General features: G+C 55.6%; 18 protein-coding genes. 10 read left to right on the forward strand and 8 right to left on the reverse strand.

The features are described 5' to 3' along the window. Positions 1 to 56: 56 nt before the first annotated feature. From QOL67_RS10550 to QOL67_RS10580, 7 genes are all read right to left on the reverse strand, one after another. On the reverse strand, positions 57 to 497 hold the full coding sequence (locus tag QOL67_RS10550; RefSeq protein WP_283425924.1) for a hypothetical protein: 441 nt from the start codon (positions 495 to 497) through the stop codon (positions 57 to 59). A gap of 114 nt (positions 498 to 611) precedes the next feature. Next, complete coding sequence (locus tag QOL67_RS10555) at positions 612 to 1,058, reverse strand: hypothetical protein (RefSeq protein WP_283425925.1); 447 nt, start codon at positions 1,056 to 1,058, stop codon at positions 612 to 614. A 90-nt stretch (positions 1,059 to 1,148) separates the two neighbouring features. Then, positions 1,149 to 1,604, reverse strand: a complete 456-nt coding sequence (locus QOL67_RS10560) for a hypothetical protein (protein ID WP_283425926.1) — start codon at positions 1,602 to 1,604, stop codon at positions 1,149 to 1,151. 115 nt (positions 1,605 to 1,719) lie between these two features. Then, a complete protein-coding gene (locus QOL67_RS10565) occupies positions 1,720 to 2,175 on the reverse strand; it encodes a hypothetical protein (protein ID WP_283425927.1) in 456 nt (151 codons plus the stop codon). 167 nt (positions 2,176 to 2,342) lie between these two features. Beyond that, the gene (locus QOL67_RS10570) at positions 2,343 to 2,783 is read right to left on the reverse strand and encodes a hypothetical protein (protein WP_283425928.1); all 441 of its coding nucleotides are present in this window, start codon (positions 2,781 to 2,783) and stop codon (positions 2,343 to 2,345) included. 108 nt (positions 2,784 to 2,891) lie between these two features. Further along, on the reverse strand, positions 2,892 to 5,264 hold the full coding sequence (locus QOL67_RS10575; protein WP_283425929.1) for a 1-deoxy-D-xylulose-5-phosphate synthase N-terminal domain-containing protein: 2,373 nt from the start codon (positions 5,262 to 5,264) through the stop codon (positions 2,892 to 2,894). Positions 5,265 to 5,333: 69 nt separating this feature from the next. Further along, complete coding sequence (locus QOL67_RS10580) at positions 5,334 to 6,548, reverse strand: methionine gamma-lyase (RefSeq protein WP_283425930.1); 1,215 nt, start codon at positions 6,546 to 6,548, stop codon at positions 5,334 to 5,336. Positions 6,549 to 6,666: 118 nt separating this feature from the next. Between QOL67_RS10580 and QOL67_RS10585 the strand changes: the two genes are divergently transcribed. Further along, a complete protein-coding gene (locus tag QOL67_RS10585) occupies positions 6,667 to 7,122 on the forward strand; it encodes an Lrp/AsnC family transcriptional regulator (RefSeq protein ID WP_283425931.1) in 456 nt (151 codons plus the stop codon). On the opposite strand, the gene uxuA is transcribed toward QOL67_RS10585, so the two are convergent. Further along, a complete protein-coding gene (gene uxuA / locus QOL67_RS10590; protein ID WP_283425932.1) occupies positions 7,117 to 8,322 on the reverse strand; it encodes a mannonate dehydratase in 1,206 nt (401 codons plus the stop codon). The genes QOL67_RS10585 and uxuA overlap by 6 nt on opposite strands. 663 nt (positions 8,323 to 8,985) lie before the next feature. Between uxuA and uxaC the strand changes: the two genes are divergently transcribed. The 9 genes from uxaC (at position 8,986) to QOL67_RS10635 (ending at position 18,730) form a co-directional block, all read left to right on the forward strand. Next, positions 8,986 to 10,401 carry a glucuronate isomerase gene (gene uxaC, locus QOL67_RS10595; protein WP_283425933.1) on the forward strand — a complete coding sequence of 472 codons (1,416 nt, stop codon included), beginning with the start codon at positions 8,986 to 8,988 and terminating at the stop codon, positions 10,399 to 10,401. 783 nt (positions 10,402 to 11,184) lie between these two features. Continuing rightward, on the forward strand, positions 11,185 to 12,333 hold the full coding sequence (locus QOL67_RS10600) for a polysaccharide biosynthesis/export family protein (RefSeq protein WP_283425934.1): 1,149 nt from the start codon (positions 11,185 to 11,187) through the stop codon (positions 12,331 to 12,333). Positions 12,334 to 12,379: 46 nt separating this feature from the next. Further along, a complete protein-coding gene (locus QOL67_RS10605) occupies positions 12,380 to 13,081 on the forward strand; it encodes an IspD/TarI family cytidylyltransferase (protein WP_283425935.1) in 702 nt (233 codons plus the stop codon). Continuing rightward, positions 13,074 to 13,778 (forward strand): SDR family NAD(P)-dependent oxidoreductase, encoded by a 705-nt coding sequence (locus QOL67_RS10610; RefSeq protein WP_283425936.1) that lies wholly within the window; start codon positions 13,074 to 13,076, stop codon positions 13,776 to 13,778. Before QOL67_RS10605 ends, QOL67_RS10610 begins: the two co-directional genes overlap by 8 nt. 4 nt (positions 13,779 to 13,782) lie before the next feature. Further along, positions 13,783 to 15,069, forward strand: a complete 1,287-nt coding sequence (locus QOL67_RS10615) for a hypothetical protein (RefSeq protein WP_283425937.1) — start codon at positions 13,783 to 13,785, stop codon at positions 15,067 to 15,069. Between the two features lie 179 nt (positions 15,070 to 15,248). After that, positions 15,249 to 16,442 (forward strand): KpsE/RkpR family capsule polysaccharide export protein, encoded by a 1,194-nt coding sequence (locus QOL67_RS10620; protein ID WP_283425938.1) that lies wholly within the window; start codon positions 15,249 to 15,251, stop codon positions 16,440 to 16,442. 10 nt (positions 16,443 to 16,452) lie between these two features. Further along, positions 16,453 to 17,220, forward strand: a complete 768-nt coding sequence (locus QOL67_RS10625) for an ABC transporter permease (protein ID WP_283425939.1) — start codon at positions 16,453 to 16,455, stop codon at positions 17,218 to 17,220. Positions 17,221 to 17,222: 2 nt separating this feature from the next. After that, positions 17,223 to 17,873: an ABC transporter ATP-binding protein gene (locus QOL67_RS10630; protein ID WP_283425940.1), complete on the forward strand. Its 651-nt coding sequence runs from the start codon at positions 17,223 to 17,225 to the stop codon at positions 17,871 to 17,873. Continuing rightward, the gene (locus QOL67_RS10635) at positions 17,873 to 18,730 is read left to right on the forward strand and encodes an endonuclease/exonuclease/phosphatase family protein (RefSeq protein WP_283425941.1); all 858 of its coding nucleotides are present in this window, start codon (positions 17,873 to 17,875) and stop codon (positions 18,728 to 18,730) included. The genes QOL67_RS10630 and QOL67_RS10635 overlap by 1 nt, the downstream gene beginning before the upstream one ends. Positions 18,731 to 18,779 lie beyond the last annotated feature (49 nt).

An 18,779-nucleotide genomic window follows, 5' to 3' on the forward strand; every position in this document is an offset into this window, starting at 1 on the left:
GATGAATGGGATCAGCATGGGCGGATCATTTGCATCTGGCAACAGGCAGGTCTCATTTAAAGCAGATGGCTTTCCTGTCGACAGAAGTCAGGCAAGTGTTGGAGGCCATCTTCAGGTAAGTTCAGCATGGCCAGCACTTCGGGGTAGCCCTGCACAACGTTGACATAGAACGGGGCGTTGCTGGCGGCGGAGAGGTTTTCATACATGGCCATGGCAGCCGCGGTGGCCTGTGTTTCGCCTACGAGTACAATCTGAATCGGCTCGGTCACATCGCGGTAGGTTACCAGTGTTTTCTTGGCGTAGGTCATCATCTCGTCAAAGCCGATGTCCACTTCTGTCACCTGAGACAGGTCGTTCACGGCCGGCATGCCCACGACAAAGTTGGGGTTTTGATGGCGTTGGATTTGTTCGTCAAAAAGATCCTGGATCGTCACGCATCCCAAATAGACGTTATGCACGATATTGAGTTCGGGGATGACTGAAACGCTGACCGGCAACAAATAAATCCTTTTTGGAAGTTTGCGGCGCATTGGATACAATTTCAAGTATCGCTCATCACAAGATCGGGAGCGGTTAGCTGAAGTTGGGCGACTGGAAGTGTCCAAATGGCCTTAGGAGGACAGGTGGGTGAGCAAATGGGCTTCGGTCTGACAGTCCTCAGGGAAGAGGCCGATGCTCTCAGAGGGAAGATCCAAGAGCGCCAAAACCTCAGGGTATCCAGCCACTTGCTGGAGCACGTACGGTACCGAGATTGCGCTGGCCAAACCGGAATAGAGGTCGATACCAGCTTGCATTTGGTGAGGCGTGCCAACCACCAGCAAGGGAGTTTCACGCATCACTTTTGTTTGTTGTTCTCTGGATCTTGTGATGAAATTGCGCATCTCGCCAAATCCGATGTCGTAGCCGGAGACACGTGAAACGTCGGCAACCTCAGCCATGTCAAAGTGGTAAAGCGGGTGGTCGTAGCTGTTGATCTGTGGGTCGTCGACCGTGATGTTCCCGGAATAGACGTAGTGCACGAGGCTGAGCGCGGGAATGACTTCAAATGTAACCGGCATCAAAAAATATCCTTAGGGGCCACGTGAATATTTGTGTGGCCGCACCAGACATGATTGAAAATTTCAGGGGTAGTCGTCAACCTTACGGTGTTAGCAGGACCGACGGCTGAGTAGGTGGGCCTCAGATTGGCAATCTTCGGGGAAGAGTTTGATGGTGTCTCGGGGAAGATCCAGAATGGCGAGGATGTCGGGGAAACCTTGCAGGATGTGCACACTGGCCAAGCCGTCTTCCACTTCAGAGAGCGACCGGAACATTTCCGCCAGCCAATTGCTTTGCTCGGTGCTGCATACGATGAAGATGAACACCGCTTCGCCACGCTCTTTGTGGCGTTTTTGGATATTGGCGGTGAACGTCTGCATTTCGTTAAAGCCAACGTCAAAATCGTCAAGGCTACGCATATCCAAAACCATATGCATGCCCGGGTAGAAGTCCGGATTGCCATGTAAGGTTTGAGAAGAGGCGGCAAATTCGTCTAAGGTGACGCGCCCTGAGAACCGGCTGTAAACAAGCGGAGCGGGGCTTAGAATTTGAACTTCGATAGTCATGGTCATTCCAAGATGAAGAGAACATCTTTGTGGGTCAAGTGTCGTGTGGTGTTGTTTTTCTGGCGTAATGTCTGGGCTGGCAAAAGCCGGCAGTGGTTTGCGCTTTTCAGCAAGGTTAGGAACTGAGGCGGTTCAGCAGGTGGGACTCGGTTTGGCAATCCTCTGGAAACAAGGACAGGGTTTCCGCTGGGAGATCAAGCAGGGCGAGGATTTCTGGAAAGCCGTGCAAGATTTCAACGCTGGCCATGCCGGGGGCGAGATCGGCCAATGCACGGAACATTTCGGCCAACCACCGGCCTTGTTCGCTGCTACAGACAATAAAGATGTGCACCGGTGCGCCACGGTCGCGATGACGGTTTTGTGTCAGGGCCGCGAATTCTTTCATCTGGTCAAAACCAATGTCAAAATCGGTGACATCCAGCATGTCGACCACAGTGTGGGTGCCGGGGACAAAGGCAGGATCGGCGTGCAGTGCCAAGGAGGAGGAGGTGAGTTCGTCCATGGTGACGTGGCCGGAAAACCGGCGGTAGGCCAGGGGCGCGGGACTTAGAATTTTGTTCTCAATCGGCATGAGCATCCTTGGTCGTTTGGTCCATGCCTGTGCGAAACACAGGTGTTACAGCATGAAATGAACCCGTCTGGGGATCAAGTGACGCCTGCGTCACTGTGGCGTTTGTTGGCATCACTTCAAGATAACATTCCAATTATGGAATGCAATGGATGGAGTGCAAGAAGACGTCAGAGCAAGTAGGCTTCGTCCAGGCAGTGGGCCGGAAACTCTGCGATTTGTTCTTTAGAGAAATCCAATGCCGTAAAAATCTCCGGATAGCCCGGCATCACATTGATATTAACCGTACTGCCCATGGATTCCGCAAAGGCGATATACATATCCGCCATAGAAAACCCGAGTTCGTTTTGATCTAGCAAAAACAGGTTCAACGGATTGGGGTTGGCATTGTGAAACACCGTGTAAACCTTGGTGAACTCCAGCATATCGTCGTATCCGGCCTGCATGTCCGTGATACCGCGGAAATCCCCAATTTCAGGCATGCCGCGGATGTAATCCGGACGATGATACATACCATTTAAAGCTGCCCAAAGCTGACCCGGCTCCACGGTGTCGTGAAGTTGAACATGCAGAACCGAAGCTTTTGGCAAGAGTTTGGCTTTGACAGGCAAGCTGGACCCTTCTGGTATTCGCGCGCGTATGTGTCCTGTCAGAATGCGGGAAAGGTTAACGAGCCGTCAAGAGGGGAGCCGCGCGCCTTTGGGGCGCACGGCTTGGTGTTAGGCTAGGGGTTGCAGGCGGCGGCCTGAGGTGAGCGCGTTGATACGGGACACGATGGTTTCGGCGTCCAAGCCGTGGTGGCGATAAAGATCGCCAATGGTGCCGGTTTGGCCAAAGTGCTCCACACCAAGCGGCAGGGTTTGGTGGCCCTGCACCGCGCCTAGCCAGCTGAGGCTGGCGGGGTGGCCGTCGATCACCGTCAACAGGCGGCAATGCGGCGGCAGCTCACCCAACAGCCGCTCGATGTGGCTTTGGGCCGACATTTGCCCGCGCGCACGGGCGCGTTGGGCGGCGGTCCAGCCGGCGTTGAGGCGGTCGGCGGAGGTGACGGCCAACACGCCAATGTCACGGCGGTCATTGGCAATTTGACCGGCGGCTTTGATCGCCTCAGGCGCGACAGAACCTTGATAGGCAATCACAACTTCGCAGTTCGGGCCGGGTTTGCGCAGCCAGTAAGCGCCATCAATGGCGCCTTGTTTGAAAGCGTCATCATGACGCTTGCCGGGCTGCTCGATGGGGTTGGTGGTTAGGCGCAGATAGACAGAGCCGCCGGTTTCGTCGCGCAGCCATGTGCGCTCATCCGGGTCGCCCTCGCCGTCGCGTTGCAGGTAGTCAAAGGCCCATTCCATGATCACGGCCAGTTCGTCCGCAAAGGCGGGTTCAAAGGAGGCCAAACCGTCCTGAGACATGCCGATCAAGGGCGAGGCGATGGATTGGTGCGCGCCACCTTCGGGGGCGAGTGTCACGCCAGACGGGGTGCCGACCAGCAAGAAGCGGGCGTCTTGGTAGCAGGCGTAGTTGAGCGCATCGAGGCCGCGGGAGACAAAGGGGTCATACACCGTGCCGATGGGAATGAGCCGTTTGCCAAACAGGGAATGGGAGAGGCCTGCCGCGCCCAAGAGCAGCATCAGGTTCATCTCAGCTATGCCCAGCTCGATGTGCTGGCCTTCGGGGGTGAACTCCCATTTTGCGGTGGAGGGAATGCGGTGCTCGATGAAGGCGTCTGCTTGGGCTTCGCGTGCAAAGAGTTTGCGGCGGTTGACCCATGGGCCGAGGTTGGTGGTGCCGGTCACGTCTGGTGAAGTGGTCACGATGCGCGCGGCAAGGTCGCTGTCGCCTTTGGAGAGATCGTCGAGGACCTTGCCAAAGGCCATTTGCGTGCTGGTCTCGCGGTCGCTGTCGAGAGCGATGGCCGGAACAGGCAGTTTGGCGTCGGAGAAGCGGCGCGGGCCTTGGGCAAAGAAAGGTACTTCAGAGAGGAAATCGCGCAGGGCAGTGGGGTCGGTGACGGTGGCCATCGGCTCCCATTCCTGACCTTCGGCCACACCCATGTGTTTTTGCCACGTGGCCATCTGCGTCTTGTTCATCAACCCGCCGTGGTTGTCTTTGTGACCGGCGATGGGCGTGCCCCAGCCTTTGATGGTGTAGGCAAGGAAACAGGTCGGGCGGTCGTGGTCGATGGCGGCAAAGGTCTCAGCCATGGTTTCCACGCAGTTGCCGCCGAGGTTTTCCATCAACTCGGCCAGTTCGTCGTCGCTGCGCCGCTCCAGCAGTGCGGTGACATCGCCTTGGTCGCCGAGATCGTCCATCAGGTGTCTGCGCCAGACTGCGCCGCCCATGAAGGTCAGGGCGGAATAGTCTTGGTTGGGGCAGTTGTCGATCCAGTCGCGCAACTTGTCGCCGCCGGGTTCCGCGAAGGCTGCGCGTTGCAGGGCGCCGTATTTTACGCGCACCACATCCCAGCCGAAGGCGTCAAAGATCTTTTCAACCCGTTCAAACAGGCCTTCGCGCACAATGCCGTCCAAGGATTGGCGGTTGTAGTCGATGATCCACCAAGTGTTGCGCAGGTCGTTTTTCCAGCCTTCCTGCAAGGCCTCATAAACGTTGCCTTCGTCCAACTCTGCATCGCCCACCAGCGCGACCATCCGGCCTTGCGGGGCGTCCGCGCCCCAGGCTTTGGCAGTGATGTAGTCCTGAATGAGGGAGGCAAAAGAGGTGATCGCGACGCCAAGGCCGACGGAGCCGGTGGAGAAATCCACATCGTCAATATCTTTGGTTCGGCTGGGGTAGCTTTGCACGCCGCCAAAACCGCGGAAGTTTTCCATCTTCTCACGTGTCTGATTGCCCATCAGATATTGCATGGCGTGGAAAATCGGCGAGGCGTGCGGTTTCACGGCAACCCGGTCTTCGGGCTTAAGCGTGGCAAAGTAGAGCGCGGTCATGATCGAGACCATGGAGGCCGACGACGCCTGATGGCCGCCGATCTTGATGCCGTCTTCTTTGGCGCGGATGTGATTGGCGTTGTGGATCATCCAATGGGACAGCCACAGCAGGCGTTGTTCGATGGTCTTCAGGTGCTGGGTGTCGGTCATTGTCTGACTCCGGTGGGCAATAGAGGAGGGTGGCCTTGGCATGAGTGTATCACGCCAAGGCAGATGGGTTTACTCAGCCGCGATGCGGGTGGGCAGGGCGTCGAGGGCGGCGGAGAGATCTGCGAGGATGTCTTCGACTTCCTCAAGACCCACCGACAGGCGCACGAGGCCTTCGGTGATGTTGTGCGCGGCGCGCTCTTCTGGCGTGTAGGTGGAATGCGTCATGGAGGCCGGATGCTGGATCAGGCTCTCGGCGTCGCCCAAAGACACGGCGCGCTGGATGAGCGTGAGGTTGTTCATCAGGGCGATGCCCGCGTCGTGGCCTTCGACCAGTTCAAAGGCAATCATTGCGCCTGGCTTGTCCATCTGGCGGGTGGCCAGATCGTGCTGTGGGAAGCTTTTCAGGCCGGGGAAAGACACGGAGGCAATGGCCGGGTGGCTCTCGAGCCATTCTGCGACGGTGATGGCAGATTGCACGTGACGGTCCAGACGCAGGGCGAGGGTTTTCAGGCCGCGCAGGATCAGCATGGCATTAAACGGTGCCATCACTGCGCCGGTCATGTCTTTCATGCCAACAAGGCGGATGTCGGTGATTTGTTCGACGGTGCCCACCACCAGACCGGCAACAACGTCACCATGCCCACCGAGGTATTTGGTAGCGGAGTGCAGCACGATGTCGGCCCCCAGCTCGATCGGGCGGGTCAGATACGGCGTGGCATAGGTGTTGTCGACCACCACGGTGGCGTCCACGCTGTGCGCGATCTCGGAGGCGGCGGCGATGTCGACCAGACGCATGTTGGGGTTGGCTGGGGTTTCAAAATAGACCACGCGGGTTTTGTCAGAGACAGCTTTGCGTAGGTTTTCGATGTTGGTCATGTCGACGTGGGTGATGGTCACGCCCCATTTGGCCAGACCATGCTGCATGAAGGCAAAGGTGCAGCCGTAGAGGGTTTTGTCGACAATGAGTTCGTCGCCAGGAGAGAGCAAGGTCCAGAGCGTGGCGGTGATGCCGCCCATGCCGGAAGCCAAGGCCAGGCCAGCTTCGGCGCCTTCAAGTGTGGCGATGCGTTGCTCCAGCAGGTCGCAGGTTGGGTTGGAGATGCGGGAATAGATGTGACCCACACGATCTCCGGCAAACATCTCGCCACCGGCCTGTGCGGTTTCAAAGGTGAAGGTGGAGGTCAGGTGCAAAGGTGGGGTCAGCGCGCCTTCGTTCTCTTGCGGATCATAAGCGTGGTGAATGGCACGGGTGGCGAAGCCTTGCGGTGCGTTGCGTTTTGTCATGAGAGGGTCCTCGCGTGAAGCTGTTTGGGGTCAGTTTGGGCGAGGATGTCGGGCATGTGATTGCGAAAAATAGCTCGATTGGTTAGAATGTTGGCATAATCTGCCAAGGAGTCGCGGAGTGGATGCCAAAGATCGTCAGATCATTCGGGCTTTGCAGGCCAATGGGCGTATGACCAACCAAGATTTGGCGGAGGCGGTGAATCTGTCGCCAAGCCCGTGTTTGCGGCGGTTGCGCAATCTGGAGACCTCTGGCGCGATCACCGGCTATGGCGCGGAGGTGGATGCGAAGGCTTACGGGCTGCCAGTGACGGTGTTTGTGCGTATCAAGCTGGAGCGGCACAATGAAGAAGATGTGCAGCGGTTCGAGCGGGCCGTGATGCGCATTGAGGAGGTGCTGGAGTGCCACATTTTGACCGGAGCCACAGACTATCAGCTGCGGGTGGTCGTCAGCGATTTGGAGGCGTACGAGCATTTTGTGCGCGCGCGCATCCATCCGATTGGTGGGATTTCGAGCATTGATACGACGTTTGTCTATGGCACTGTGAAAAAGACGGCGGTCTTTCCAGCTTTATAAGTTGGCAGTGAGCGCGGCCATCACGCCACGCAACTCGGCAAGGCCACGGGTGCGGCCAATGAGTGGATAGCCCGGCAGGCTGTCGCCATGCAGATCATGTAAGATGTTCTGCCCATGGTCGGGGCGCATGGGGATTTCCCAATCGGTGCGACCTTGCGATTTGCGACGGCTTTCTTCCTGAAGCAGGGCTCGGATCGCAACCACCATGTCGGTTTCGCCCTCAAGATGCATGGACTCATGAAAGCTGATCTTATCGCCATCAGCAGGGCCTTGGCGCAGAGTGTTGCGCAGGTGGGCAAAGTGGATACGCGATCCGAGGCGCTGCACAAATTTGGCAATGTCAAACTCCGGGTTCACACCAAGTGATCCGGTACACAGGGTGGCGCCGTTGGCAGGGCTGTCGATCGCGGAGAGAACGGCCTCATAATCTGCGGTGGTGGACATGACGCGGGGCAGACCAAGGAGAGAAAACGGGGGATCATCGGGGTGGCAACAGAGGCGAATGCCATGTTCTTCGGCCACTGGGACCACTTCGGATAAAAAGTCGATCAAGTTGGCGCGCAGCTGGTTGGTGTCGATGTCTTTATAAAGGTCGAGCAGCGTCATAACATCGGCCAGAGTCCAGCTGTCATTGGCGCCGGGTAGGCCGGACACAACGGTGTTCACCAGACTTGCATGAGCGGTGTCATCCATGGCGTTGAAGCGCGCAGATGCCGCTTGTCGGATGTCAGGACTGTGATCGTCTTCAGCGGAGGGGCGGGCCAGTAAGAAGAGATCAAACAGGGCAAAGTCGACCACATCAAACGCCATGGCGGTGCCGCCGTGGGGCATGCGCGCTGCCAGATTGGTGCGGGTCCAGTCCAGCACCGGCATGAAGTTGTAACAGACGGTTTGAATGCCGCAGCCCGCAAGGTTGTGCAGGCTCTCTTTGTAGGCAGCAATATGTGCAGCGTAGCCGGTGCCTTTGGTCTTGATGACTTCGGACACAGGTAAGCTTTCGACAACATCCCAGTTGAGCCCTGTGGGTTGCGGCGTGGGCTTGGCAATTTCGGCCTGACGTTGGCGGATCTCGCTTTTGGTCCAAGGGGTGCCCGGTGGGATGTGATGCAGAGAGGTGACCACGCCTTGCACGCCCACCTGTGGCAGGTCGTAGATATCGATGGGGTCAGCCGGACCAAACCAGCGCCAAGTCTGCTTCACACGAAGGCTCCTATGTCAGGCTGCGGGGGGCAACCGGGCGTTTGGCGAAAGGTGCAATCTGAAAGCGGTCTCGGCAAGGGAAAATTTCGCGCAATTGCAAATGGTTGGCCTACTGGCGGTTGTAGGAGCTTCCGTTAGGACAAGCTTGGCCCAATGGTTGTGACCATAACGGACACGCCCAAAGAGCATTTGAGTAGGTTGTTGGCTGAGATGGCATTGATGTTTTGTCATCGCATCACCGTCAAATGTGCGGATTCTTTGATACGATTTGAGCCAAAATGTCCGTGATGGCAGGTATGTGAGAGTGGGCTCGATTGAGAGGGGAATCTCGCGCTCACAACCCTGTGTTGTGCCCGTGTGAGTATCTCTGAGAAAAAATGCGAATTTTCAAAAGGTTGGTGAAGGTGCCTGGTGAGTGCACCTTTGCTGAATTTGTGGAATGCACGGCGAGGGAGATTGTGGGTTGGGCGGTGCAGGGGTGTCCCATGTGAAAAGAGCCTAAGTAAGGAAAGAGCGCCGCGCTCATGTTAGGGGAACATCAACGTATCTATGTGTCTTTGGGGAGGAATGACTTGGGCCTGGTCTGAGCACGTCGCGTGTTTTGTGCCGGTCCTTTTGGGCCCTTTGAAGACAGGGCTGCCAGCACAGAAAGACGTTTGACCGATGAGCCAGCCTTTGACTTCTCTTAGTGGACACACCACGCCAATTCTGACCTTGCCAGATGCTGCACAGGATATTTACGACGGTGTGCGTGACATGCCGATCATTTCGCCACATGGTCATTGCAACCCGCGCTGGTTTGCAGAGAACCCGGCCTTTGCCGATCCAGCGGAGCTGTTGATCATTCCGGATCACTACATTTTGCGGATGCTCTACAGCCAAGGTGTTGCGTTGGAGGATCTGGGAATCGGTGTGCCGCCGGAGAAGCGGGATGCCCGAGCGATTTTTCGTATTTTTGCCAACCATTGGCATAAATTCCGAGGCACCCCCAGTGACGCTTGGTTCGCCACAACTATGGCGCGGACCTTTGGCATCACAGCGACGCTGAACGCCGAAAATGCAGATACGTTTTTTGATAAGATTGACGCGGAACTGAAGGCGGCGCGGTTGCGGCCACAAGCGCTGTTGGAGGAATTCAACATCGAGGTGCTGGCCACAACGGACAATGCGTTGGATGATCTGAGCCATCACAAAGCGGCGCGGAAGCAGAAGTTGAGTGGCAAGATCATTCCGACATTCCGTCCGGACAGTATTTTGGACCCAAAGCATCCGGACTTCAAAGCGGACATCGTGAAACTGGCTGAGGTGACTGGCCAGGAAACCGAGAGCTTTGGCGGATATCTGGAAGCACTGCGCGACAGACGGGCGTATTTTATGGCCTATGGCGCAACAGCGACTGACCACGCGGTGGCAGATCTGATGACCTGTTATTTGACCGAGAAACGGGCAGCGGCGTTGTATGCCAAGGCGTGCAGCGGCAAGATTACCCCAAAAGAGGCGCAGGTGTTTTACGGGCACATGCTGACCGAAATGGCGCAAATGTCGGCTGAAGATGGTCTGGTCATGCAGATTCATGCGGGCAGCAAGCGTAACACCAATAGTGCGCTCTATAACAAGTTTGGCGCACACAAGGGGGCCGACATGCCTGTGCAGGTGAATTGGGTAGAGGGCATGGATGCGCTGCTCAATCGGGTTGGCAACGAACGGGACATGAACATCCTGTTGTTCACCTTGGACGAAAGCGCCTATGCGCGTGAGTTGGCGCCGATGGCAGGGCATTGGCCCGCATTGCGGCTTGGGCCTCCGTGGTGGTTCCACGACAGCGCCAATGGCATTGCACGCTACCTGGATCAGGTGGTGGAGACCGCAGGCTATTGGAACCTGGCAGGTTTTAATGACGACACGCGGGCCTTGATGTCGATCCCGGCACGGCATGACATGTGGCGGCGCGGCGTGAGCCTGCATCTGGCCCAGCAAAGAGGACGTGGCATTCTGGGTCGCAGTGATGTCGACGAGATTGCACAGCTCCTGTGTCGAGACCTCGCGATTGATGCCTATAAATTGGGAAAAGTTGTTTAACGCAGCTTTTCCGAGGGTAAAATAATACCAATTTGCGTGATGCAAACGCCCCGCAGCCGGTTTGGTTGTGGGGCTTTTGACGGTTTTTGCGGTGGGATAATTACGGCGCATTTGCCACAATCGCGGTCTTGTGCACGGAAATTGTTGCTTTTTTACGACTTTGAAACATGAACGTGAAAATGGCGGCGGAAAGTTGCCTGTGAACCGAATCCTGTTTTGTTTCAGCGGCGGGAGCGGAAAGCTTCGGGGAAGTTTCTCAGTTGATGAAATTGAAGATTGGATAAAATTTTCCGTAAATCAGAAGCGCTGCGTTAAGGTTCGGGCCCTTTTGGGGGGAGGTTCCTAACGGCGTTATGGGGCGTGCAAATATGTCATACCTTCGTGGGTTGCAGGCCCTGGTTTATGTTTATTTTATTGACTTTCTCTTTGTTTTTGGGCTTTTATCCGCGCAGCGCCTGGGAGCGTTAAAAATAATTTTTGGGCAAATATTCACTATGTGTACTCTCGTTTGCGCTCAGCCTGAGCTCGGCAGCAAAGTTCAATTTTGTAATTGGTCCAAAGATCCATAGGGCGTCCGCAGCAAATATTGGCGTGACAGCATTATTAGATCGGTAACCACTTTCGCAAATACAGTCCACTCAAGAGCACCAAGAACAGGTGCTGTCCTTGGCATTGTCACAGAACATGCGGTGGGAACCGGTGGAATGCCCCTGTATTCAGGGAAACTCCATCTGTATTAAGGGCGCGAGCCTAGGTGCGAATAACAGGAAGTTGAAGACCAGAATGGTTGTGAAGGCGAAGCTAGAAAAAATGCGGTGGGGCCGGGCAATTGTCGCGGCTGTTGCTGTGTTGGCTATTGCGGGCTGTTCTACCTTGCCGGGCCAAGGCACCAGCAAGGCTATGATCACCATGACAGATGAGGTGGCGAACAACGAAAACGTCACCCGAAACTTTGCGCTTGTGCCGGTTACACCGGCAGTGATCGGGAAGATCGGCGCGCCAATGAAAGCTGGTTTTGCAGGCAGTCTCAGTTCGCGCAGCACGTCAAGCGCGGGCACAAAAATCCGTGTTGGTGATCGGCTGACCGTGCGGATTTGGGAAAGCTCACCTGAGGGGCTCTTCTCGACTGTTGAGCAAAAGTCCTCAGCGATCCCGGTTATTGTTAGCAACGATGGCAATATCAATATTCCGTACGTTGGAAATCTGCCGGTGGCGGGTTTGACGGTGGATCAGGTGCGCACTGATGTTGCGGACGGTCTGCGCGGCAAAGCTGTTGATCCAGAAGTTTCCGTCATTCTCGAAAAAGGTGGCGCACAAAGTGTGACCGTCGTGGGTGATTCCCGTGCTCCCGGACGGTTTGATATTCCGGCCAGCGGCCTGCGTCTTTTGGATGCGGTGGCCATGGCTGGCGGAGCAACGCAGCCAACCCATGATATGGAAGTGAGTCTGGTGCGGGGCAGCTCCGTGGCGCGGGCACGTTTGGATGAGGTCGTCTCGACCGGAAATGCCAATGTGTGGTTGCAACCGCGCGACACAGTTCAGTTGCTACATAGCCCACGCTCGTTCTCGGCTTTTGGCGCAGTGAAGAAGCCGTCTCAGTATCCGTTTAACACAGAGAACGTCACTCTTGCTGAAGCCATAAGCAAAGTGGGCGGCCTAGATGACAAAACAGCAGATGACAGCGGTGTGTTCCTTTTTCGGTTCGAAAACCGTGATCGGGTAAAAAGTACTGGGGTAACTTTACCAGATTTAACCTATTCCAAAGGTGTTCCGACGATTTATTGGGTCGACCTGAACTCACCGGAAGCCATTTTCATGACTCAAGCCTTCAATCTGCGGGACAAGGACGTGCTTTTTGTCGCAAATGCGCCTTCCACCGATCTGGCCAAATTCGTCGCTATTGTGGCGGCAACATTAGCGATAGCGAGTTGACCTGATGAGTTTACATCGACTGACACGTCCCCACCCCGAACCTCAGGTGTCTTTCCTGTTGTTGTCTGGTGGTGTGGGTGCGCGTTCAAATCACCACGAGCCAAAACAATTTTATAAATTGGCCGGCCACCCGATGGTCGCACATTCGATTATTGCCGCTGTGCGTACCCCAAATGTGGTTGAGATCGTGGTCAATGCACCAAAAGGCTATGAAGAGCGGACCCGCGAAATCATGGAAGCCTATTGTGCCGGCCTGCCGTACAAAATTATTCCAGCAGGTGAGACGCGGCAGGAGAGTTGTGAAGCTCTGGTCGCCGCCGCCGAAAAAGACATTGTGGTGCTACATGAGGCAGCCCGCCCCTTTATAAAATTCGATATGCTGTCGGAGCTGATCGAGAATGAAGCAGAGAATGCAGGTTATTGTCTTGCGATCTCTTTTTCGATGTGTCGGATCAACACGGAAACACGCCTCGTTAAGCGGGGCGTGTCACGTGAGAAGGTTTTTGATATACAGTTGCCACAGAAGTTTGCGCGGGAAACCCTGCTTGCGGCGCACGCCAAAGCTCGGAAGAAAGCCAAGTCCTACAATGAGGATTCTGTAATGGTGGTGAAAATGACCAAACAGCCGGTCCTCTCTTTGGAGGGCTCTAGCCGCAACATCAAAATAACCACTCCAGAAGATTTCATTATAGCGGAAGGCATGATGAAGGATTTCCACAGCAAAGGAAAAGTGCCTGCCCATGACTAAGACTGTTTTAATTAGCGGAGCCTCAAAGGGTATTGGTCTTGCAACGGCTCGCCGTTTCGCGCGTGGTATCGACGATGTGAGCTGCATTGTCATGGTGGCACGGAAATCTGACGCTTTTGACAGTGCTTTTGCGGAAGTCCGCGCCATCTCTGGCAATCGCCAGATTTTCCAAGTTGAGGCAGACTTGTCCAATCCGGAAGCTGTGAAAGACGTGTTTGACCGGCTGGATGCGGAAAACGTTGCCGTGAACTACATCGTGAACAATGCAGGCTATGCCAAACCGGCGTCCATCAACGAAACCCACATGGTGGATTTTGAGATGACCATGCGGGTGAACGTCTATGCACCGTTCCGCTTCGTTCAAGAGGCGCTGTTGCGCAACCATCCGTTGGAAAAAGTGATCAACATTGCCTCCACTGCGGGCACCAAAGGCCGTTCCGGCTGGATGTCCTATTCGACCTCCAAGGCTGCGGTGATCAATATGTCCGAAGTGATGCGTGACGAGTTGGCACCGTATGGTGTCGATGTTGTGTGCCTGTCGCCCGGTCGCTGTGCCACCGACCTGCGTAAGAAGCTGGCGCCTGATGAAGACCCAACCACAATTATGCAACCGGAGCAGGTTGCCGACGTGATTGCGATGATGTCTTCGCCAACCGGCAAAATGCTGTTGAGCGAAAACTTGGTGGTGCGCTGCTAAACCCATGTTGAAAGTTCAGGACACAAATAGTTTGGTGACGCGGGAAGAACCCACTGGCAATAGCTCTGAGGCCGCGCCGCAAGAGCGAAGCGTACCGATTGCGTCGCGAGATGTGGAAGCTGTGCCTGATCAAGCGGTCTATCTGGACAGCCCGGTGCTATCTGCTGTCAACCAAATCCGTCCTTTCTTTGAGAGTGGTGCCTACGGCAAATCTGACACGCCGCTGTTGCTGCGCCACAGCGCTTTGATCCGCATGCAGCGGTTGTTCAGCCGGTTGCCGACAGATCTTGATGTACGACCGGTCAAGGGCCGCAACGGTTCACGGTTCCCACTGCGTCCGGGTGGGGTTTTGTTTTATCCGTTCAATTCGCTGTCCAACCTCCAGACCGTGGCCAATCGGTCTTTCCGTCACGTGTTAACCTTGCACGGGGAGAGCAACAAGAGCGCGTCGATGCGACCGGCGTCCCGGATGTATGACTACGTGTCCGTTGCGGGCCCGTTGGCGCGGGACCGGTATCTGGACGCAGGTATTTTCACCGCGTCAGACGTAGACCAGGGCCGCCTGGTGATGATGGGTGACACATTTGTGCAATCCATGCCCTGGATCAAACCGACGCGAATTACAGACACGGCGCCGGTGATTTTTTATTCGCCCACTTGGGAAGGCTATGGCAGCGAAGCCGACAACTACAGTTCGGTTGTTGGTATGCGCGGGTTTATGGCGGTTCTAAAGGCGGCGCGCGCCCTGGACCTGCATCGAGTTGTCGTTAAGCCGCATCCCTATTTGGGCATGCTGCGTCCCGCGATGGTGCGGGAATTTATCTCTGGCATCCGGCTGTTGCGGCGGTCCGGGCTGCAAGTGTCGGTGGCCATGCGCCATGCCAGCCTGCAGTTGAAATTTGGCTGCCATACCCAATTGAGCCGTTTGGCGACCATCGAAGAAGATGACAGCGCGCCAACTGCAGTGGCGCTGGCACTGTGTGATATCTCCGGCATGGAAGCGATCTTCCTCAAGCAGCGCATTCGCCACGTGGTGTTGGTGCGGGAGAGTGACGTGCCAAAAGGCCTTGAAACGATTTACAACCGCAAGTCCATCATGTCGCACCAGGATCCGGAAACTGCGGTGATGGATTACTTGGACTGTGCTGAGGACATTGATGCGGCGCATCGAAAGATGGTGTTTGGCTGGCAGAATCCTGAGTTGGAGGGCGTGTCGGCGAGTTCAGCACGGCGATGGCTGATTGATTATGTGCGCAGAGACCCGTTCTGGTCGCAGGCAAAGTCGATATGACCTGCCCCGGCTTTTCCTGATGTGGGGAGGCTGCAGGTGTTAGGTAAACTTGTTTAGGGTGTCTCTCACATTAATTAGAACGATGCGTGACATGAGTGTTGCGCGGCCACTCTACCGCAAAGCAGTGGTATTGTGACGAAAGCAGAAGACGGTGCCAGAAGGCGCATGAAAGGTAAGACATGGCAAAAGTCAAAGCATTGAAGACGGCCGCAAAGACTGACGGCCCGACCGGTGTTATGCAGGCGCCTCCCAAATTGTCACCGCTCAAACACAAGCGGTGGGGTTTGATACTGTCTTTCCTGATGCTGTTTTGGGTGCCAGTTGGGCTGGGCGGGGCGTATTTTGGGGTCATTGCCTCTGATCGCTATGCTGCCGGAGCCAGTTTTGTGATCCGTGGTCTTGAAGGCGGCGGGACACCTGATTTTGTGACCTCTTTTACAGGGCTTTCGCCCAGCGGAAGCACCACCTCCGACAGCTATGTCGTGCGCAATTTTCTGGAAAGTGCAGATCTGTTGCGCCAGTTGGATGCGGAACTGGATATGCGCGGGCATTATTCGCAAGAGTTTATCGACCCAATTGCCCGGTTCCGCCCGGACAGCACGTTTGAGGAACTTGTGAAATACTGGCAATGGCGGATCAAAACCACCTACGACAGCACCACTGGAATTGTGACATATGAGGTGCAGGCGTTTGATCCGGAGATGGCAGAGCGATTGGCACAGGTGGCCTTGGCAGCTGCGGACCGATTGGTGAACGAGTTGTCGGAAAAAGCCCGCCAGGACTCGGTGCAGTTTGCTGGCAAAGAAGTGGAACGTGCCGAGGAACGCGTACGTAAAGTGCGCCTGCAGCTGGTGGATTTTCGGGCGGAACGTGGCACGGTGGATCCGGTGATCAATGCCCAACTTGATGCGGAGTTGATGTCCTCGCTTGAGACCAAACTGGTGGATATTCAGGCGCGGATCAACGCGCTGTCTGGGTCCGTGGATGCGGACTCGCCGATGCTTGTTCAACTCAACCGCCAAGCTGTTGCGCTGGAAGAGCAAATTCTGCAACGCCGGGCGTTGATTGGGCGGGTTGGAGATGCGGACAGCAAAAGAAACACAGCTGAGGCGCTGGCCGCCTATGAAGGGCTGTTGATTGAACAGAACTTCGCACAGCAAAGCTATGCCTCCGCCATGGTGTCTTTGGAAACGGCACGTATGGATGCGGACCGTCAGCAGCGGTATCTTGCTGTGTTCGCGCGCCCATTTGTGCCTAACGAACCTGCCTATCCGGTGCGTGTGCGTGACTTCTTTCTTGTGATAGTCGCTTCGTTTGCGCTTTGGGCGATCTCCATGTTGATCGCTTACACCATTCGGGATCACATGCGCTGAGGTCGGGCTGATGTTTTATGCCATCTGGCTGCAAATTCGGGTCATTGCCGCGTTGACCCTGCGCGAAACGCGCATGACCTTTGGAACCTCACATTCCGGGTATTTTTGGGCCGTGTTTCAGCCAATTTTCTCGGTGTCGTTTCTGATGACATTGTTTTACCTCATCGGGAGGCAGGCCCCGTTTGGGCCGTCGTTGGCGTTGTTTTTTGCCACGGCTGTGTTGACGTTGGAGTTCTATAACAAACTGTCTGCATCGCTAATGCGGGCGTTTCGGTCCAACAAATCGCTGTTGTCTTACCCCATGATCAAAGAGCCGGACACGCTGTTTGCACGCCTGTCGCTGATTGCCTGTACCTTTATTGTGATCAACGTGGTGTTCTACAGCGGGCTGATTGCCTTTGGTTTGGGTCAGTTTCCGGCGCACCCAGAGCTGGTGGTATTTGCATTTTTGACCACGTGTTTGTTTGGGTTCGGAGTTGGATCGATAAACGCAATTCTCTATCAAAAGAACCAGGCTTGGCAGCACATCGAAAAGATTTTCGCGCGGCCGCTCTTCTTTTTGTCGGGTGTGTTTTACATCCCCTCGACCATGCCTCCAGAGGCGGTGGCCATCATCAAATGGAACCCGATTTTGCACATTGTGGAGCTGACTCGGGAAGGGTTTTATTCGAACTACCGCAGCGATGTGCTCAATATTGCGTATCCGATTGGGCTTGGGGCGGCGTTGGTGATCATTGCGCTATTTGCCGAACGTATCACCCGTAAACAGAGGGCCTGACCATGATTGCCTTTGAAAACGTGACCAAGATTTACAATGTGAAGGGTGTCAAAAAGGTGATCCTGGATGACGCGTCGTATCGGTTTGAAGATCGTAAGAATGTCGCGCTGATGGGACACAATGGTGCAGGCAAATCGACCATGATGCGGATGATTGCCGGGATTGAGTTGCCAACCTCGGGCCGGGTGCGCCGCACCGAAAAGGTAAGCTGGCCGATGGGGTTTGCACGCGGGTTTAACGGCATGATGACCGGTGTGGAAAACATACGTTTTGTGTCGCGTGTCTACGGATGCCACACGGAAACGGTATTGGAACAAGTGCAGGAATTTGCGCAGTTGGGTAAATCGCTTGACCTGCCGATTCAGACCTTTTCCAGTGGGATGAAGGCGCGTCTGGCCTTTGGCTTGTCCCTGGCGATTAGCTTTGAGTGCTACTTAATCGATGAGGTTACGGCAGTTGGAGACCGTCGATTCAAAAGGAAAAGTCGAAAGGCGCTCAAGGACAAGATCAAAGATGCGCGCGTTGTGATGATTTCGCACTCCGAGAAAACCATCAAAGATTACTGTGACTGCGGCGTGTTTGCCTATGGCAGCAAACTGTACCACTACGATGACGTCAATGAATTGCTTAAGGACTACAGAAAGTTTTGTTGATGGTGCGTTGGGGTTTGGGAGGGGCGGTCTTGGCCGCCGTGTTGGGGTTTGGTTTTGTGTCAGGCGGCTCCGCGGACCGAGCGGCACGGAGCTGTGGTGATGCACAGGGCACCCTTCGGGTGATGACCTATAACATCCGTACCGGCCTTGGGACCAAGAACCCCGGTAAAAACCCTCTGCACCAGCTGTTTGATAAACATGACGTGGGGCCAATTGTGGCAGCGATCACAGCGGCTGATCCGGATGTGGTGGCGCTGCAGGAAGTTCTGGGCTGGGGGCAAACCGAGCGCATTGCCCGTGCGCTGAATATGGACAGCACCTTTGCCTTTCATCCAAGTCCCCTGCCGTGGTGGGGCAATGCGGTGATCAGTAAGTGCCCAATTACAAATACAAAGCGTGTGGTAACCAGCCGTGGCAAAGGCAATGGCAAGGCGATGCCAGTTGCCTATTTGGATGTGGGCGGGCGTGACGTGCTGGCCACGTCAGTGCACCGGGACCGCGACGACAACACGGGCATTCAGATCCAAAAGATGATGGCTCCGTTGGCGCAACAAAATGCGCCTGTGTTGTTCATGGGGGATTTCAATTTCAAACCCAAAGACAAGCGGTATGCGGTTGTGTCCCAGGCGTTTGATGACAGCGCGCTTATGGCGCAGTCAGGCGCTGACTATGTGCTGGGGCGCGGAACGTATCCTGTGATCGCAGGCACCAAGAAGCACCGTCGGATTGACTATGTCTTCCTTTCCAGCGGAGATTTTACAGTCTCTGATGTGCGCGTGATTGAGGGCGACCACGCTGAGGCGTCTGATCATTTGGGCTATATTGCGGATGTGGTCCTGACTTCAGGCGCAGACTGACATCTGCGTCGCGTTTTGTGCCTTGGGTGCGTGGCAGCTCCGGGCGGCG

It is taken from the genome of Shimia sagamensis, assembly GCF_900182745.1.
Classification (GTDB): Bacteria; Pseudomonadota; Alphaproteobacteria; order Rhodobacterales; family Rhodobacteraceae; genus Shimia; species Shimia sagamensis.

Coding starts and splice junctions, on each gene's coding strand:
- QOL67_RS10555 (WP_283425925.1), bottom strand. CDS start 1,058: ATGCCGGTTACATTTGAAGTCATTCCCGCGCTCAGCCTCGTGCACTAC.
- QOL67_RS10560 (WP_283425926.1), bottom strand. CDS start 1,604: ATGACTATCGAAGTTCAAATTCTAAGCCCCGCTCCGCTTGTTTACAGC.
- QOL67_RS10565 (WP_283425927.1), bottom strand. CDS start 2,175: ATGCCGATTGAGAACAAAATTCTAAGTCCCGCGCCCCTGGCCTACCGC.
- QOL67_RS10575 (WP_283425929.1), bottom strand. CDS start 5,264: ATGACCGACACCCAGCACCTGAAGACCATCGAACAACGCCTGCTGTGG.
- QOL67_RS10580 (WP_283425930.1), bottom strand. CDS start 6,548: ATGACAAAACGCAACGCACCGCAAGGCTTCGCCACCCGTGCCATTCAC.
- uxaC (WP_283425933.1), top strand. CDS start 8,986: ATGAGCCAGCCTTTGACTTCTCTTAGTGGACACACCACGCCAATTCTG.
- QOL67_RS10600 (WP_283425934.1), top strand. CDS start 11,185: ATGGTTGTGAAGGCGAAGCTAGAAAAAATGCGGTGGGGCCGGGCAATT.
- QOL67_RS10610 (WP_283425936.1), top strand. CDS start 13,074: ATGACTAAGACTGTTTTAATTAGCGGAGCCTCAAAGGGTATTGGTCTT.
- QOL67_RS10615 (WP_283425937.1), top strand. CDS start 13,783: ATGTTGAAAGTTCAGGACACAAATAGTTTGGTGACGCGGGAAGAACCC.
- QOL67_RS10620 (WP_283425938.1), top strand. CDS start 15,249: ATGGCAAAAGTCAAAGCATTGAAGACGGCCGCAAAGACTGACGGCCCG.
- QOL67_RS10625 (WP_283425939.1), top strand. CDS start 16,453: ATGTTTTATGCCATCTGGCTGCAAATTCGGGTCATTGCCGCGTTGACC.
- QOL67_RS10630 (WP_283425940.1), top strand. CDS start 17,223: ATGATTGCCTTTGAAAACGTGACCAAGATTTACAATGTGAAGGGTGTC.
- QOL67_RS10635 (WP_283425941.1), top strand. CDS start 17,873: ATGGTGCGTTGGGGTTTGGGAGGGGCGGTCTTGGCCGCCGTGTTGGGG.